The organism is Kineococcus sp. DHX-1 (assembly GCF_042473625.1).
Taxonomy (GTDB): domain Bacteria; phylum Actinomycetota; class Actinomycetes; order Actinomycetales; family Kineococcaceae; genus Kineococcus.
The window spans coordinates 2,041,406-2,056,560 of the sequence record NZ_CP170445.1; the positions used below are offsets into that span (position 1 = coordinate 2,041,406).

Consider the following 15,155-nt stretch of genomic DNA (forward strand, 5'->3'; position numbering starts at 1 on the left):
GAGGGTTCGGTGCGTCCCCGGTGACGCACCGGGCCCGCGCACCGCGACGTCCCCGTGCGCCCGATAGCGTTCGGCCGTGCCCACCCCCAGTTCGAGCGTCGTCACCCCCTGCCCGCGGACGGGAGGTGTCCCGGCATGAGCATGGGTGTCCTCGAGGGTGCGTTCCTCGGTCTGGTCCAGGGCCTGACCGAGTTCCTGCCCATCTCCTCCAGCGGCCACCTGGCGATCGTCGGCACGCTCATCGGGGCGCAGGACCCGGGCGCCGCGTTCACCGCCATCTGCCAGCTCGGCACCGAGGCGGCTGTCATCCTCTACTTCCGCTTGGACATCGCGCGCATCATCACGCGCTGGGTCCAGTCCCTGGCCGGCCGCGTCCCGCGCAACGACCCGGACGCCCGGATGGGCTGGCTCGTCATCCTGGGCACGATCCCCATCGGCCTGCTCGGCCTGCTGTTCCAGGACGCGATCGAGACGACGCTGCGCGGCTTCGTCGTCATCGCCACCACGCTCTGGGTGTTCGCGCTGGTGCTCGGGGCGGCCGACCGCTTCGGCCGCAAGGAGCGGACGCTGGACCAGCTGACGTGGAAGCACGGCGTGCTCTTCGGCCTGGCGCAGGCGATGGCGCTCATCCCGGGGGTCTCCCGGTCCGGCGGCACCATCACCATGGGGCTGCTGCTCGGGTACACCCGCGAGGCCGCCGCCCGGTACTCGTTCCTGCTGGCCATCCCGGCTGTGGTCCTGTCCGGCTTCTACCAGCTGTACGACGAGGTGAGCACGGGCGCCGCCATCGCGTGGGCGCCGACCGTCGTGGCCACCGTCGTCGCCTTCGTCGTCGGGTACGTCGTCATCGCCTGGCTGATGCGCTTCATCACGACGCACAGCTACACGGTCTTCGTCGTGTACCGCTTCGCGCTCGCCGTGGTCGTCTACGCGCTGGTCCTTGCGAACGTCCTGCCGGCCTGGAACGGCACGAGCTTCGGCTGAGAGCCCCCGTCCCGCCCTGCCGATCAGAGCCAGCCGGACCGCTTGAAGAGCCGGTAGAGGACGACGCAGATCCCGACCATCGCGAGCACGCACAGCGGGTAGCCGTAGTGCCAGTTCAGTTCGGGCATGTCCTTGAAGTTCATGCCGTAGACGCCCGCGATGAGCGTCGGGACGGCGGCGATGGCCGCCCAGGCCGAGATCTTGCGCATGTCGTCGTTCTGCCGGACCGACACCTGCGCGAGGTGGGCGTTGAGGATGTCGGTGAGCAGCCGGTCGTAGGTCTCGACGTGCTCGACGGTCCGGACGAGCGTGTCGAGCACGTCGCGCAGGACGAAGAGCGCCTGGGCGTCGACGGGGTGGTGCGGCACCTCCGGGTGGGGCGCCGGGTGGTCGCCCGTGCCGGCCTCGACGAGGCGCTTCAGCGGTGCGACGAGGGGGAAGGCGCCGCGGCGCACCTCCAGGACCTCGCGCTTGAGGGAGTAGATGCGCTGAGCGTCGGAGCTGCGGCTGGGGGAGAAGACCTGCTCCTCCATCTCCTCCACGTCCTGCTCGAGCTCGCCGTCGATGGTCGCGTAGCCGGCGACGACGTGCTCCATCACCGCGTGCAGGACGCCCTTCGGGCCGCGGGCGAGGCGCCGCCGGTCCCGCTCGACCGCCGACCGGACGGTGGTCAGCGCGCCGACGGCGCCGCGGCGGACGGTGACGACGAACCGGCGGCCGACGAAGAGCATGATCTCCCCGGTCTCGACGCTGGAGGTGTCGTCGAAGTACTCCAGCACCTTCAGGACGACGAAGACGGTGTCGCCGAACCACTCGATCTTCGGTCGCTGGTGCCCCGCCACCGCCGCCTCGACGGCCAGCCGGTGCAGGTGCAGCGACGACGCGACGTCCTCGAACTCCGCCGCCGTCGGGTCCTTCAGGCCCAGCCACAGGAACTCCTCCTGCGCCGGGTCCTCGGGCGCGGAGGAGGGACCGTCCGCGTCCACACGGCAGGCCTGCAGGGTGGCGGCGAGGTCGGGGACCTCGTGACGGCGGCCGTCGCGGTAGGTCGCCACGTCGACGATCACTGAGGAATCACCGCCACATCGTGCCCTGGCTTCCTGTGCTCCGCGATGACAATGGAAGTTCAGTTACCGGAGCCAATTCGCGGCCCGACGAGCACCCGATCACCGAAGCCCGGGGCCAACTACGCCCCTACAGTGGGTCCCGTGCCGACCCTCCTGCTCGTCCGCCACGGCCGCAGCACCGCCAACACCGCCGCCGTCCTCGCCGGCTGGACCCCGGGGGTGCACCTCGACGACACCGGCCGGGCCCAGGCCGAGGCACTGGCGCGGCGGCTGGCGCCGGTCCCCGTGGCCGACGTCGTCGTCTCGCCGCTGGAACGCTGCCAGGAGACGGCGGAGGCGTTGCGCGCCGTCGACGGACCGACGGGCGCGAGGCCTCCGGTGCGCACCGAGGACCGGCTGGGGGAGTGCAAGTACGGCGACTGGACGGGCAAGGCGCTGAAGGACCTCGCCAAGGAACCGCTGTGGCGGACCGTGCAGTCGCACCCGTCGGCCGCCGTCTTCCCCGGTGAGGGCGGTGAGGGGCTCGCGACGATGCAGCACCGGGCCCTGGAGGCCGTGCGCGAGCACGACGCCCGCGTGGCGGCCGAGCACGGGGACGACGCGGTGTGGGTGGCCGTCAGCCACGGGGACGTCATCAAGGCCGTCCTGGCCGACGCCCTCGGCATGCACCTCGACCTGTTCCAGCGGTTGTCCGTCGACCCCTGTTCGGTGTCGGTGGTGCGGTATGCGCCGCTGCGGCCCTTCGTCCTGCGGATGAACGACTCCGGTGGGGACCTCGCCGGGTTCGCTCCGGCGAAGAAGAAGCGTCGCTCGACGCGCCGCCCCGCGAGCAGCGACGCGGTCGTCGGCGGCAGCACGGGCGCGGCGTAGGGTCGGAGCCATGCCCGTGCACGAGTACGACCCGCCCGAGCGCTTCGTCGCGGGCACCGTCGGTCAACCGGGGCAGCGCACGTTCTTCCTGCAGGCCAGGGCCGGTGCACGCCTGACGTCCGTGGCGTTGGAGAAGACGCAGGTCTCCGCTCTGGCCGAACGCGTCGGCGAGCTGCTCGACGAGATCGTCCGCCGTTCCGGCGGCGCCGCGCCCGTCCCGGCGCTGCCGCCCGCGGGTACCGAAGACACCGCGCCGCTCGACCTGCCCATCGACGAGGAGTTCCGCGTCGGGACGATGAGCCTGGCCTGGGACGGTGAACGCGACGTCGTCGTCATCGAGTGCTTCGAGGTCAGCGAGACCGAGGTGGACCCGGAACAGCCCGAACCCGCCCCGGACCAGAACCTGCTGCGCGTGTCCCTCGACGGGGCCGCCGCGCGCGCGTTCGCGGCGCGGTCCCTGGCGCTGGTCGCGGCCGGACGTCCGCCGTGCCCGTTCTGCGCCGGTCCGCTGGACCCGGCCGGTCACGTCTGCCCGCGCGCGAACGGGTACCGGCGCTGAGCGCGACGTTCGCCGGGGTCGATGAGCAGGAAGCGCTCGTCCGGCTCGCCGCGGGGGAGCTGCAGATCCGCGGCCGGCTCGCGGACGCGTCGAACGCGACGCTGTACGCCACCGTCGCGACGGACGAGGGCGAGCTCGCGTGCGTCTACAAGCCCGTCTCGGGGGAACGTCCCCTGTGGGACTTCCCGGACGACACCCTCGCCCGCCGCGAGGTCGCCTCGTACGCGGTGTCGGCCACGACGGGCTGGAACGTCGTGCCGCCCACGGTCTTCCGCGACGGGCCGCTGGGGCCGGGGTCGGTGCAGCTGTGGTTGCAACAGGACGGGGCGGACCCGGCCGACGCGGCCGAGGTCGTCCTGCCGTCCCCGGGCGCCGGGCTCGTCGACATCCTGCCGCCGCGCCAGGTCGAACCCGGCTGGCTGACGGTGCTGGAGGCCGAGGACGGAGCGGGCCGTCCCGTCTCCCTCGTGCACGCCGACGACCTGCGGCTGCGGCGGATGGCCGTCCTGGACGTCGTCCTCAACAACGCCGACCGCAAGGGCGGGCACGTCCTGCCGGGGTGGTCCGGCGCGGTGCACGGCGTGGACCACGGGTTGACCTTCCACGAGGAACCGAAGCTGCGGACGGTGCTGTGGGGGTTCGGCGGGACGCGGCTCCTGGCCGAGGAGCGTGAGGTCCTCAGCGTCCTCGTCGCCGACCTCGACGGCGCGCTCGGCGAGCTGCTGGGCGAGCTGCTCGTCGTCGAGGAGGTCGTCGCGACGCTGGAACGCACCGAGAAGCTGCTGACGGCGGACCGGCTGCCGCGCCCTCGCGGTCACCGGACCATCCCGTGGCCGCCGTTCTGAGCGGCGCCAGGTAGGTTCGGCCCGTGCGTTCCTGGCCCGTCCCCGCCGTCCCGTCCCTGCCCGGTCGGGGGCCTCGCGTCCACCTCCACGACACCTCGCGCGGCGAGGTCGTCCCGGTCGGCCCGGAGGAGGGCACCGCGACGCTCTACGTCTGCGGCATCACCCCGTACGACGCGACGCACCTGGGCCACGCCAACACCTACGTCGCCTTCGACCTGCTGGGCCGCGCCTGGCGCGACGCCGGGCTCGACGTCCGCTACGTCCAGAACGTCACCGACGTCGACGACCCGCTGCTGGAGCGCGCGACCGCCACGGGCGTCGACTGGCGCGACCTCGCGGCGTCCCAGATCGACCTGTTCCGCGCCGACATGGAGGCGCTGTCCGTCGTCCCGCCGCAGGAGTACCTCGGCGTCGTCGAGGCCGTCGACCTCGTCTCGGGGGCCGTGCGGGACCTGCTCGCCGTGGGTGCCGCCTACCGGGTATCGGGGGTCGACGGGGGGCCGGACGGCGACGTCTACTTCCCGGTCGCCTCGGACTCCGCGTTCGGGGAGGTCGGCACGTACGACCGGGAGACGATGCTGGAGCTGTCCGCCGAGCGCGGGGGAGACCCGCAGCGCCCGGGCAAGCGGGACCCGCTGGACCCGCTGCTGTGGCGGGTGGAACGTGACGGCGAACCGGCGTGGGACGCCGGTGACCTCGGCCGCGGGCGCCCCGGCTGGCACGTGGAGTGCACGGCGATCGCGCTGGAGCACCTGGGGATGCCCATCGACGTGCAGGCCGGCGGGTCCGACCTCGTGTTCCCCCACCACGAGATGGGCGCCTCGCACGCGCACCTGCTGCGGCCGGAGTCCCGTCCGTTCGCTCGCGCCTACGCCCACTCGGGCATGGTCGCCTTCGACGGCGAGAAGATGAGCAAGTCCAAGGGCAACCTCGTCCTCGTCTCCAAGCTGCGAGCCGCCGGGGTCGAACCCGGGGCCGTGCGGCTCGCGATCGTCGCCCACCACTGGCGCAGCGAGTGGGAGTGGACCGACGAGGTCCTCGCCACCGCCCGCGAGCGGTTCACCGCCTGGAGCGCCGCCGTCGCGCGTCCCGCGGGTCCGCCCGCGGACGACCTGCTGGCGACCGTCCGCGAACTCCTCGCCGACGACCTCGACGCCCCCGGTGCGGTGGCAGCCGTCGACGCGTGGGTGGCGGCGGGGGACGGCGACGACAGCGGTTCCCCGGCGCTGGTGCGCGACCTGGTGGCGGCGCTGCTGGGCGTCGAGCTCGCCTGATCAGTCGACGGACGTGCCGTCCTGCGCCTCCTCCAGGACGCGCAGGGCGTTCCCGGACGTGAGGGCCCGCAGGTCCGCGGCCGACCAGCCGCGGTCGGCGAGGGCCTGCAGCAGCGCCGGGTACCGGGAGACGTCCTGCAGCCCGTCGGGGAACGCGTCGGTGCCGTCGTAGTCGCCGCCGATCCCCACGTGCTCGACGCCGACGACCTCGCGCGCGTGTTCGAGGTGGCGGACGACGTCGTCGAGGCTCGTCCGGCCCGCCCCAGGGGCGACCACGAACGCCGGGACGAACGTCACCATGAGCACACCCCCGTTGCCGGGCAACCGTTCCAGCACGCCGTCGGGGACGTTGCGGGGGTGGTCGGTGACCGCCCGGCACGAGGAGTGCGAGAACAGGACCGGTCGCGTCGTGGTGTCGAGCGCGTCGTGCATGGTGCGTTCGTGGACGTGGGAGAGGTCCACGAGGACGCCGGTCCGGTTCATCTCGCGAACGACGTCGCGGCCGAACTCCGTGAGGCCGTGGTCGACGGGTTCCCCCGTCGCCGACGCGGCCCACGGCGTGTTGTCGTTGTGGGTCAGCGTCATGTACGCCAGACCGGCCCTCCGCAGTTCCCGCAGGACACCGAGCGACCCCGCGATGGAGTGCCCGCCCTCGGCGCCGACGAGGGAAGCGATGCGTCCGGCGGCCACCGCCTCTCGCACTCCGGCCGCCGTGGGCGTCCACGCGAAGACGTCCGGGTGCGCGGTGACGACGCGGCGCACCACGTCGACCTGTTCCAGCACGGCGACGGCCGCGGCGGCCGGGTCCCAGTCCGACGGGACGTACACCGACCAGAACTGGGCCCCGACGCCCCCGGCCCGCAGCCGGGGGACGTCGGTGTGCAGGGTCGGCTGGTCGAGCAACCCCGCCGCGACGGGGTCGGACCCGAACCGTTCGCGCAGTTCCCAGGCCAGGTCGTTGTGGCCGTCGAACACCGGGTGGGTGGCGAGCACCTCGCGCCACAGGTCCACGGTCACTGCTGGTGCTGGGTGAGTTGCTGCTGGATGACGCCCGCGAGGTGTCGCAACTGGTTCGGGCCCAGCTGGTGCACCTCACCCTCGAGACGGCGGACGACCTGCGGGTCCTCCAGCATCCGTTCTGAGCTCTGCAGCAGGACCGTCCCGGCGCCGGTGAAGTCGTACTGGCGTTCCTCCCCGGACCGCGTGCCGAACAGCGCACCGCGGGCCGCACCGAGGAAGTGCCCCATCCAGCCGGCGTCGAAGTGCTGGGACGGGGCCGGGCAGTCCGCCCAGCCGACGAGGGCCTCCGGGTCCACCCGGACCGGGGGTTCGACGAAGATGACCGGCCCGGAGGAGCTGGCGAGGAACTTGCCGGTCCCGATGAGGGTGAGGAACCCCGGGATGATCGACTCCTTGAGCTCCAGGCTCGCGTCGAACGCCAGGAGGTTGGCGGCGCGGACGGTGAGGTTCCCGTCGTCGAGGTCGTAGGAGTTGATGTCGTACCCGCGGTCTCCGAGCAGGACGTGGCCCTGGCCGTTCGCGACGACCCAGTCCCGGCTGTAGAGCGGGGAGGAGAACCTCGAGGCGACCATGGCCGTCATCGACGTCGCCGTCAGCGGCTCGAACCGGATCGTCCCGCCGCCGCCGGCGGGGTAGTAGGCGATCATCCGGCCGGTCTGCATGAACAGCGGGCCCGTGAGCCGCACGCAGTAGGCGTACGGGTTGTCCGGCAGGTTGTCGTGGTCCGGCAGGGTCTGCGGGTCGAGGGGCTGGGGGCTGGTGGAGGCCATCAGAGCTTCTCCTCGCTCGCCTGGACGTAGACGGTGCCCTCACCGGACACCTTGAGCTGCACGCCTTCCCCGGAGCCGCGGCCCACGGCGTCGCGCCAGGACAGCGCGGTCGCGACGTCCAGGCGGAGGTTCCCGACGTGGGCGACGTAGGCCTGCGGGTCGACGACCACCTGGCGGTTCCCGCCGACGGGGAGGGCGAACGTGCCGCCGTGGGACAGCACCGCGACGGTGCCGCGGCCGGACAGCTGGGTGGTGAACAGGCCCTGGCCCGTCACCGCACCCCGGACCGCCCCGCGCAGCCCGCCCTGCTGGCCGAGGAAGACCACGGAGCTGGACATCTTCGCGTCGTGGGCGAGCAGCCGGTCGGCCTCGACCGACATGGGCTGCGAACCGTTGAGGTCGATGACGGTGACGTGGTGGCCGCGGAAGCCGTAGTGCACCGTGCCGTTGCCCTCGGCGACCATGAGCGGGACCGCCTCGCCCTGCATGCCGCGGGCGAGCGCCGAGGCGATGCCGCCGCCGTAGGCGCCGCCGCCGGGCCCGCCGACGACGGGGGAGAAGGCGATCTGGCCGCTGGTGGCGAGCATCGCCCCGCGCCGGGCGAGGACCTCCGCGCCGGGACGGACCTCGGCCAGGACGACCTTGGAGGTGACCTTGGTGAACCCCATCACCGCTCCTCGGGCTGGATGTAGACGACGCCCTGGCCCTCGAACCGCAGTGAGAACGCCTCGCCGGAGCTCTCGCCGATGAGGTTGCGCCAGGAGACGTCGGTGACGAACGACTGCGACAGGTTCCCGACGGCGCCGATGTAGGCGTCGGGGTCGACGACGAGCGGGGTCTGGGGGGTGACGCGCAGGGCGATGGGCGGCCCGCCGAGGGAGAGCAGCGCGACCTGGCCGTGGCCGGTGACGGTCGTGGTGAACAGGCCCTGGCCGCTGGAGGCGCCCTGGAGACCGGTGAAGGTGACGTCCGTCTTCAGGCTGTCCTGCAGGCACAGCAGGCCCTCGGACTCGGCCTTGAGGGTGTCGCCGGCGAGGTCGAGGACCAGGACGTAGCCGGCGTCGACGGCGAAGTGGACGGTGCCGCGGCCGGTGACCTCCATGAGGGAGAGGGACTCACCGGTGACGCGCTGCTTGAAGGCGGCGCGCAGCCCCCCTCCACCGCCCATCCCCGCGTTCTTGAACTGGACGTCGCCCTCGTAGGCGACCATCGAGCCGGTCTGGGCGCGCACGGCGCTGCCCTTGGACCCGTCGAGGTCGACGACGAGGACGCGCGGTGTTTCGAGCCGCCAGGACACGAGTTCCTCCTCGGTGTTCGGCACGGTCGGGACGCACTGCGGGGACTGCTCTGTCGGTTCCATCATGGCGTGGGCCGGTCCGGGGACGCCGCGGGGGCGGTCACGTGTCGTGACCGCCCCCGCGGGGTGGTGCTGGTCGGCTCAGAACTGGCCGGGCTGCTGGCCGTACTGGCCGGGCTGGCCGTACTGGTTCGGGCCGAACTGGGGCGGCTGGCCGGGGAACTGGCCGTAGCCGTCGCCAACGCCCTTGGGGTTCGGGCCGTACTGGTTGGGGCCGGGCACCGAGTCCTGGGCGCAGAACACGATGAGGATGATGCCGCCGACGAAGGGGATGAGGCCGATGAACCAGAAGAAGCCGGACTTCCCCGTGTCGTGCAGCCGCCGCACGGTCACCGCGATGGTCGGCACGATGATGGCCAGGTAGACCAACCCGAAGAGGATGGTCAGGACGTTCGCCAACCCGCTGGCCCCGCTGCCGTCGGCGACGCCCGAGATGACGCCGTAGACGAACCCCAGGATGGCGAGGGCGAGGGTGTACCACCAGTACTCCGCCCGACGCGCACGCCCGGAGAAGTTGGCGTAGTTGCGGAAGACCGAGGTGACGGCCTCGACCATGTTCACGGGGACCTCCTGGCTTGGTGCGGCGGCTCCGCACGACGCCGCCCATGATGGCGCAGGTGGTTACCCGGAGTGAGTAGAACGGTGAAGATCACCCGATCTGCTCACACAGCGTCAGAGGACCGCTCAGCCGCGGCGCGGCGGGTCGTCCCGTCGGCGCAGGTAGCGCTCGAACTCCCGCGCGATGGCCTCGCCGGAGGCCTCGGGCAGCTCGGCGGTGTCCTTGGCCTCCTCGAGCTGCTGCACGTACTCGGCGATCTCGGCGTCCTCCCCGGCGAGCTCGTCGACGCCGCGCTCCCAGGCGCGTGCGTCCTCGGGCAGCTCGTCGAGCGGGATGGAGAGGTCGAGCATCTCCTCGATGCGGCGCAGCAGGGCGAGCGTCCCCTTGGGCGACGGGGGCTGGCCCACGTAGTGCGGGATGGCGGCCCAGAGGGACACCGACGGGATGCCCGCGGCCGTGACGGCGTCCTGCACGACGCCGACGATCCCGGTGGGGCCCTCGTAGCGGGACGGCTCGATGTCCAGCTTCTCGATGAGCTCGGGGTCCTCGGAGCTGGACGTGACCGGCAGGGGGCGGGTGTGCGGGACGTCGGCGAGGAGGGCGCCGAGGGTCAGCACGAGGGAGGCGTGGTGGGTGCGGGCGACGTCGACGAGCTCCTGGGCATAGGTGCGCCAGCGCATCGAGGGTTCGATGCCGCGCACGAGGATGACGTCGCGGGGCCCGTCGGGCAGCTGCACGGCGGAGATGCGCGTCGTGGGCCAGGTGAGGCGGCGGCGGCCGTCGTCGTCGAAGTGGACGGTCGGGCGGTTGACCTGGAAGTCGTGGTACAGCTCGGGGTCGAACTCGGTGAGCTCGGTGGCGTCCCAGACGTCGTGGAGGTGCGCGACGGCCTGGCTGGCGGACTCGCCCGCGTCGTTCCACCCCTCGAAGGCCGCGATGACGACGGGGTTGCGCAGGACGAGATCGTCCGTCGTGGGGTCGGCAGGCTGCTCTGGCACGTCCCAACCCTAGACTCCGGGGCTGATGAGTCCCCACGAAGCGCCCTCCGGACACACCTCCGAGACACCCGTCCAGCTCCCCGCGGCAGTGCTGTGGGACATGGACGGCACGCTCGTCGACACCGAACCGCACTGGATCGCCGCCGAGACGGCGCTGCTGGCCCGGTACGGGGCGACGTGGAGCCACGAGCAGGCCCTGCAGCTGGTCGGCAGCGCGTTGCCGGACTCAGGACGGGTCCTGGCCGAGCACGTGGAGCGGACGACGGGCACGCGCCTGGACGCGGCGGCCGTCGTCGACGAGCTCATCGAGGCGGTGATCACGCAGGTCAGCGCCGCCGTCGTGTGGCGGCCGGGAGCGCTGGAGCTGCTGCGCGCCCTCGGTGCGGCGGGGGTCCCCTGCGCGCTGGTGACGATGTCCTACCGCAACCTGGCCGGGACGGTCGCGGCGATGGTGCCGGGCGCCTTCTCCGTCGTGGTCGCCGGGGACGAGGTGGAGCGCGGCAAGCCGGCGCCGGACCCCTACCTGCGGGCGGCCGAGCTGCTGGGCGTCGACCCGGCGTCGTGCGTGGTCGTTGAGGACTCCCCGACGGGCGTCGCGTCGGGGGAGGCGGCCGGGGCGCACGTCCTGGCGTGCCCGCACATGGTGCCGATCCCCGCCGCCCCGGGGCGCAGCCGCGTCGTGTCGCTGGCCGAGGTGGACGTCGCGGCGCTGGGACGCATCGCGTCGGGCCGCCTGCTCGACACCGTCCCGGAGGTCTGACCACCGCCCCACCGGGTCTTCGATGAGTTCGGGGCCCGGGACGGGTCACCGGGGCATGACGACACTCGAGGTGCAGACAGCCCACGGCGACACGGTGGTGCTGGACCGCTACGGCTCCGGGCCGGCGGTCGTGTTCATCGCCGGGGCGGGGCCTCACCGGGAGATCGACGAGGAGACGACGCGGACCGAGCAGGCGCTGGCCGAGCGCGGGTTCACGACGACCGTGCACGACCGGGTGGGGCGGGGCGACAGCGTCGCCTCCGGCGACGTCACGCTGGAGCGCGAGCTCGCGGCCGTCGCGGCCGTCGTGGAGGCGGCCGGTGGTGGGCCGGCGGTCCTCGTCGGGCACTCCTCGGGGTGTTCCGTCGGCCTGGCCGCGGCCGCGCGCGGCGTCCCGACGGCGGGTCTGGTGCTGTGGGAGGCGCCGCTGGCGGAGCTGCCGGCGGTGCGCTCGTGGGTGGCGGACGTGACCGACCGCCTCGACGCGGGGGACCTCGCCGGGGCCGCGGCGGAGTACGTGCGCGACATGCCCGCGGAGTTCCGCGAGGGCCTGGCGGACATGCCGTTCCACGACCGCTTCGTCGCGCAGGCCCCGGCGTACCGGGCGTACGGCGAGTCCCTCGTGTGGGCGGCGAGCGGGCGGCTCGGCGACCTGCTCGGCCGCGCGGTGCCGGTGCTGGCGCTCGTGGGGGAGCAGACGTTACCGGGCATGCCGGAGGCCGCGGCGCGCGTGGCCCGTGAGGTGCCGGGGGCGGTGTCGGAGGTGCTGGCCGGTGCGTGGCACTCCTGGGACGTCCCGGCGGCGGTCGACCGCTTCGCCGCCTTCGCCCGCGCCGTGCAGCCGGCGCGCGTCTGATTCCTCAGGTGCCGGGGAGCGGCGGTGGGGTGCCCCCGAAGCTGGGGCACAGCGCCTTGTGGTCGCACCACGTGCACGTGCGACCGGGTTTCGGGCGCCAGTCACCCGAGGCCCGGTTGCGCTCGATGGCGTCGGACAGGGCGCGGACCTTGCGCTCGGTGGCGAGCAGGTCGGCCTCGTCGGGGGCGTAGCGGAGCACGTCGCCGGACCCGAGGTAGACGAGCTGCAGGAGCCGGGGCACCTCACCGCGCAGCCGCCACAGGACGAGGGCGTAGAAGCGCATCTGGAACAGGGCCTTGGACTCGAACAGCTCCGAGGGTGCCCGGCCCGTCTTGTAGTCGACGACGCGCATCGCCCCGCCCGGGGCCACGTCGAGGCGGTCGACGATCCCGCGCAGGTGCAACCCGTCCGTGAGGTCGATCTCGACGGGCATCTCGCGCGCGGCCGGTTCCAGCCGGGTCGGGTCCTCGAGGTCGAAGTACCGCTGCAGGAGGCGGCGCGCCCCGGTCAGCCACGCAGCGAGACCGTCCGCCGTGCCCGGGTCCGTGCTGGCGTCGGTCGTCGCGTCCGGGAACAGCTGGCCGACGCGGGGTTCGCGGTCGAGCAGCTCCCGCCACTGGTCCTCGACCATCGCGCAGGCCCGCTCGGGGGTGCGTTCGTGCGGGGGCAGGTCGAAGAGGTGCTCCAGCACGGCGTGCACGACGGTGCCGCGGACGGCGGCCGGGGTCGGGGCCTCGGGCAGCCGGTCGATCGTGCGGAAGCGGAAGAGCAGCGGGCACTGCATGAAGTCCGAGGCCCGCGAGGGGGACAACGGGCGCCGCGTGCTGAGCGGGACGGTGACCGGGCCTGTGCCGGGGGCGGTGGTGGTCGCGGTGGCGGGCGGGACGACCGGGGCGCTCTGGAGCTGCGGCACACCGGTGGTCACTCCCGCACTCTACGGCGACCGGGGGTGCTGCCCGCGGCGAACGCGCGAGCCCCGCCTAGGATCGGTGGATGCACGTGGTCTCGTCCTGGGTCGTCGGCGGAGTCTCGTGAGGGGCGGTATCTCCCTCGGGCGCCCGTTCGGGGTGCCGCTGCTGCTGGCCCCCTCCTGGTTCCTCTTCGCCGCACTCATCGTCGTCGTCTTCTCCCCGGTCGTGCAGCTGCGCGTCCCCGGCCCGGCGTCGTACGTCGTGGCGTTCGGGTACGCGGTGCTGCTGCTCGTCTCGGTGCTGCTGCACGAGGTCGCGCACGCCGTGGCGGCGAAGGCCACCGGCCAGCGGGTCACGGGGATCGTGCTGAACGTGTGGGGCGGGTTCACGTCCCACGAGGGCCGCACGACGCCGGGCAGCAGCGCGCTCATCGCGGTCGTGGGGCCGGTCGTCAACGGGGTCATCGCGGTCGTCGCGTGGCGGCTGCGCGACGGTCTGGCCGACCAGCCGGGCGGCGGCGGGGTCGTCGAGCTGCTGCTCGGCGCGCTCATGCTGTCCAACGCCCTGCTCGCGGTGTTCAACCTGCTGCCGGGGCTGCCGCTGGACGGCGGTCACGCCCTCGAGGCCGCGGTGTGGAAGCTGCGCGGGAACCGTGCCGCGGGGACCGTGGCCGCGGGGTGGGTGGGGCGCGTCCTGGCCGTCCTCGTGTTCCTCGGGGGGCTGCTCGTGCCGCGGCTGCTGGGCTGGGGCTCGTCGATCACCGACGTCGTGTGGGCCGCCCTGGTGGGCGCCCTGCTGTGGCAGGGGGCGTCGGAGGCGCTGAAGTTCGCGTCCGTGCAGCGGCGGGTGCCGGCCCTGTCGGTGCGGGCGTTGCAGCGGCCGGCGATCGCCGTCAACGCGCGGGCGACCGTCGAGGAGGTCGTGCGCACGGCGCGGGCGGCCATCGACGCCGGGGCGACCGCGGGGTCCGCGCGCGACCTCGAGGTCGTCCTCGTCACCGACGACGGGGTGCCGGTGGCGGTCGTGGACACCGCGGCGCTGCGGCAGGTGCCGGCGGAGCGGCGCACGTCGTTGGGGGCCGGGGCGACGGCGCGGGCGTTGCCGCCGCGGTCGTGGCTGCCGGAGGACCTCACGGGCGAGCAGCTGCTGGAGGCCGTCCAGGTGCGTCCCGGCGAGCACGTCGTGGTGGACACTGCTGGGCGGGTCCGTGGACTGCTGCACACCGGTGACGTGATCGCGGCCGTCACGGCCCGCTGAGACGGACGAACGGAAGAGGAACCCTGTGATCGACCCTGCCCACCCGCCGACGGGTGCCACCACCCGCCGTGGACCGCTGCGCGAGGGCGAGCGGGTGCAGCTGACCGACCCTCGGGGGCGGATGCACACGATCACCCTGACCGCGGGCAAGGAATTCCACACCCACCGCGGCAAGTTCCTGCACGACGAGCTCATCGGTCGGCCCGACGGCACGACCATCGTCAACACCGCGATGATCGAGTACCTCGTGATGCGGCCGCTGCTGACGGACTTCGTGCTGTCCATGCCGCGCGGTGCCGCGGTCGTGTACCCCAAGGACGCCGGGCAGATCGTGCAGATGGCGGACGTGTTCCCCGGCGCCACGGTCATCGAGGCCGGCGTCGGATCGGGTGCGCTGTCGATGTCGCTGCTGCGCGCGGTGGGCGACCAGGGGCAGGTGCACTCCTTCGAGCGGCGCCAGGACTTCGCCGACGTCGCCCGGGGGAACGTGGAGACGTTCTTCGGCGGTCCGCACCCGGCGTGGACGGTGCGGGTGGGCGACCTCGTCGAGACGCTCCCGACGACGGACGTCCTCGCAGACCGGGCCGTGCTGGACATGCTGGCGCCGTGGGAGTGCCTGGACGCGGTGGCCGACCACCTCGCGCCCGGCGGTGTCCTCATCTGCTACGTGGCGACGGCGACCCAGTTGTCGCGGGTGGCCGAGGCGATGCGGGCGTCGGGCCGGTGGACGGAGCCGGAGGCGTGGGAGTCGATGGTCCGCGGCTGGCACCTGGAGGGGCTGGCGGTCCGTCCGCAGCACCGGATGATCGGGCACACGGGTTTCCTCATCACCTCCCGCCGGCTCGCGGACGGGTTCACGCCGCCGCTGCGCAAGCGCCGTCCGGCCCCGGGCGCCTACCCGGTGGACGGCGAGGGAGCGGACGTGGAGGTCGTGGAGGGCACCGAGTACGGCGACCGTCCCATCTCCGACCGCAAGGTGCGGCGCGCGGCGCGCGAGGCCGCCCGCGGCGCGGAGGCCTCGGCCGGCACGGACGAGCTGCTGGAGGACTGACGGTCCGGGGTGGGGCC

General features: G+C 73.3%; 17 protein-coding genes. 9 read left to right on the forward strand and 8 right to left on the reverse strand.

Annotated features, from left to right (window positions below; genetic code table 11):
• Positions 1-141 precede the first annotated feature (141 nt).
• A complete protein-coding gene (locus ACFEMC_RS09845) occupies positions 142-984 on the forward strand; it encodes an undecaprenyl-diphosphate phosphatase (RefSeq protein WP_380176712.1) in 843 nt (280 codons plus the stop codon).
• A gap of 23 nt (positions 985-1,007) precedes the next feature.
• Here ACFEMC_RS09845 and ACFEMC_RS09850 read toward each other — a convergent pair whose 3' ends face one another.
• Positions 1,008-2,051: a magnesium and cobalt transport protein CorA gene (locus tag ACFEMC_RS09850; RefSeq protein ID WP_380175874.1), complete on the reverse strand. Its 1,044-nt coding sequence runs from the start codon at positions 2,049-2,051 to the stop codon at positions 1,008-1,010.
• A 141-nt stretch (positions 2,052-2,192) separates the two neighbouring features.
• On the opposite strand from ACFEMC_RS09850, the gene ACFEMC_RS09855 reads away from it, so the two are divergent.
• The 4 genes from ACFEMC_RS09855 to mshC are packed head-to-tail and all read left to right on the forward strand — an operon-like array spanning position 2,193 to position 5,599.
• Entirely contained in the window at positions 2,193-2,921 is a 729-nt protein-coding gene (locus ACFEMC_RS09855; protein ID WP_367638877.1) for a histidine phosphatase family protein, read from the forward strand.
• 10 nt (positions 2,922-2,931) lie between these two features.
• Positions 2,932-3,480, forward strand: coding sequence for a DUF3090 domain-containing protein (locus ACFEMC_RS09860; RefSeq protein ID WP_380175876.1), 549 nt, complete (start codon positions 2,932-2,934; stop codon positions 3,478-3,480).
• A complete protein-coding gene (locus ACFEMC_RS09865) occupies positions 3,477-4,325 on the forward strand; it encodes an SCO1664 family protein (protein WP_380176714.1) in 849 nt (282 codons plus the stop codon). The genes ACFEMC_RS09860 and ACFEMC_RS09865 overlap by 4 nt, the downstream gene beginning before the upstream one ends.
• 23 nt (positions 4,326-4,348) lie before the next feature.
• Positions 4,349-5,599, forward strand: coding sequence for a cysteine--1-D-myo-inosityl 2-amino-2-deoxy-alpha-D-glucopyranoside ligase (gene mshC, locus ACFEMC_RS09870; RefSeq protein WP_380175878.1), 1,251 nt, complete (start codon positions 4,349-4,351; stop codon positions 5,597-5,599).
• On the opposite strand, the gene ACFEMC_RS09875 is transcribed toward mshC, so the two are convergent.
• From ACFEMC_RS09875 to ACFEMC_RS09900, 6 genes are all read right to left on the reverse strand, one after another.
• Complete coding sequence (locus ACFEMC_RS09875; protein WP_380175881.1) at positions 5,600-6,616, reverse strand: dipeptidase; 1,017 nt, start codon at positions 6,614-6,616, stop codon at positions 5,600-5,602.
• On the reverse strand, positions 6,613-7,389 hold the full coding sequence (locus tag ACFEMC_RS09880) for an AIM24 family protein (protein WP_380175883.1): 777 nt from the start codon (positions 7,387-7,389) through the stop codon (positions 6,613-6,615). Before ACFEMC_RS09880 ends, ACFEMC_RS09875 begins: the two co-directional genes overlap by 4 nt.
• Positions 7,389-8,057 (reverse strand): AIM24 family protein, encoded by a 669-nt coding sequence (locus ACFEMC_RS09885; RefSeq protein ID WP_380175885.1) that lies wholly within the window; start codon positions 8,055-8,057, stop codon positions 7,389-7,391. Before ACFEMC_RS09885 ends, ACFEMC_RS09880 begins: the two co-directional genes overlap by 1 nt.
• The gene (locus tag ACFEMC_RS09890; protein WP_367638916.1) at positions 8,057-8,686 is read right to left on the reverse strand and encodes an AIM24 family protein; all 630 of its coding nucleotides are present in this window, start codon (positions 8,684-8,686) and stop codon (positions 8,057-8,059) included. The genes ACFEMC_RS09885 and ACFEMC_RS09890 overlap by 1 nt, the downstream gene beginning before the upstream one ends.
• A 141-nt stretch (positions 8,687-8,827) precedes the next feature.
• Positions 8,828-9,301: a DUF805 domain-containing protein gene (locus ACFEMC_RS09895; RefSeq protein WP_380176716.1), complete on the reverse strand. Its 474-nt coding sequence runs from the start codon at positions 9,299-9,301 to the stop codon at positions 8,828-8,830.
• Positions 9,302-9,430: 129 nt separating this feature from the next.
• Positions 9,431-10,303, reverse strand: a complete 873-nt coding sequence (locus ACFEMC_RS09900; protein ID WP_367638869.1) for a PAC2 family protein — start codon at positions 10,301-10,303, stop codon at positions 9,431-9,433.
• 25 nt (positions 10,304-10,328) lie between these two features.
• Between ACFEMC_RS09900 and ACFEMC_RS09905 the strand changes: the two genes are divergently transcribed.
• Together ACFEMC_RS09905 and ACFEMC_RS09910 are read left to right on the forward strand one after the other, a co-directional pair.
• Complete coding sequence (locus ACFEMC_RS09905) at positions 10,329-11,063, forward strand: HAD family hydrolase (RefSeq protein WP_380175887.1); 735 nt, start codon at positions 10,329-10,331, stop codon at positions 11,061-11,063.
• Positions 11,064-11,118: 55 nt separating this feature from the next.
• Positions 11,119-11,919, forward strand: a complete 801-nt coding sequence (locus tag ACFEMC_RS09910; RefSeq protein WP_380175889.1) for an alpha/beta fold hydrolase — start codon at positions 11,119-11,121, stop codon at positions 11,917-11,919.
• A gap of 4 nt (positions 11,920-11,923) precedes the next feature.
• Here ACFEMC_RS09910 and ACFEMC_RS09915 read toward each other — a convergent pair whose 3' ends face one another.
• A complete protein-coding gene (locus tag ACFEMC_RS09915; RefSeq protein WP_380175891.1) occupies positions 11,924-12,844 on the reverse strand; it encodes a RecB family exonuclease in 921 nt (306 codons plus the stop codon).
• Between the two features lie 106 nt (positions 12,845-12,950).
• Between ACFEMC_RS09915 and ACFEMC_RS09920 the strand changes: the two genes are divergently transcribed.
• Both ACFEMC_RS09920 and ACFEMC_RS09925 read left to right on the forward strand, forming a co-directional pair.
• Positions 12,951-14,087, forward strand: a complete 1,137-nt coding sequence (locus ACFEMC_RS09920) for a M50 family metallopeptidase (RefSeq protein ID WP_380175893.1) — start codon at positions 12,951-12,953, stop codon at positions 14,085-14,087.
• Positions 14,088-14,112: 25 nt separating this feature from the next.
• Positions 14,113-15,138 carry a tRNA (adenine-N1)-methyltransferase gene (locus ACFEMC_RS09925; RefSeq protein WP_367638865.1) on the forward strand — a complete coding sequence of 342 codons (1,026 nt, stop codon included), beginning with the start codon at positions 14,113-14,115 and terminating at the stop codon, positions 15,136-15,138.
• Positions 15,139-15,155 lie beyond the last annotated feature (17 nt).

What these genes read in the sequence shown, in the direction of transcription:
- ACFEMC_RS09905 (WP_380175887.1), top strand. Translation starts at nt 10,329, where the DNA reads ATGAGTCCCCACGAAGCGCCCTCCGGACACACCTCCGAGACACCCGTC.
- ACFEMC_RS09885 (WP_380175885.1), bottom strand. Translation starts at nt 8,057, where the DNA reads ATGGGGTTCACCAAGGTCACCTCCAAGGTCGTCCTGGCCGAGGTCCGT.
- ACFEMC_RS09860 (WP_380175876.1), top strand. Translation starts at nt 2,932, where the DNA reads ATGCCCGTGCACGAGTACGACCCGCCCGAGCGCTTCGTCGCGGGCACC.
- ACFEMC_RS09880 (WP_380175883.1), bottom strand. Translation starts at nt 7,389, where the DNA reads ATGGCCTCCACCAGCCCCCAGCCCCTCGACCCGCAGACCCTGCCGGAC.
- ACFEMC_RS09845 (WP_380176712.1), top strand. Translation starts at nt 142, where the DNA reads ATGGGTGTCCTCGAGGGTGCGTTCCTCGGTCTGGTCCAGGGCCTGACC.
- ACFEMC_RS09895 (WP_380176716.1), bottom strand. Translation starts at nt 9,301, where the DNA reads ATGGTCGAGGCCGTCACCTCGGTCTTCCGCAACTACGCCAACTTCTCC.
- ACFEMC_RS09910 (WP_380175889.1), top strand. Translation starts at nt 11,119, where the DNA reads ATGACGACACTCGAGGTGCAGACAGCCCACGGCGACACGGTGGTGCTG.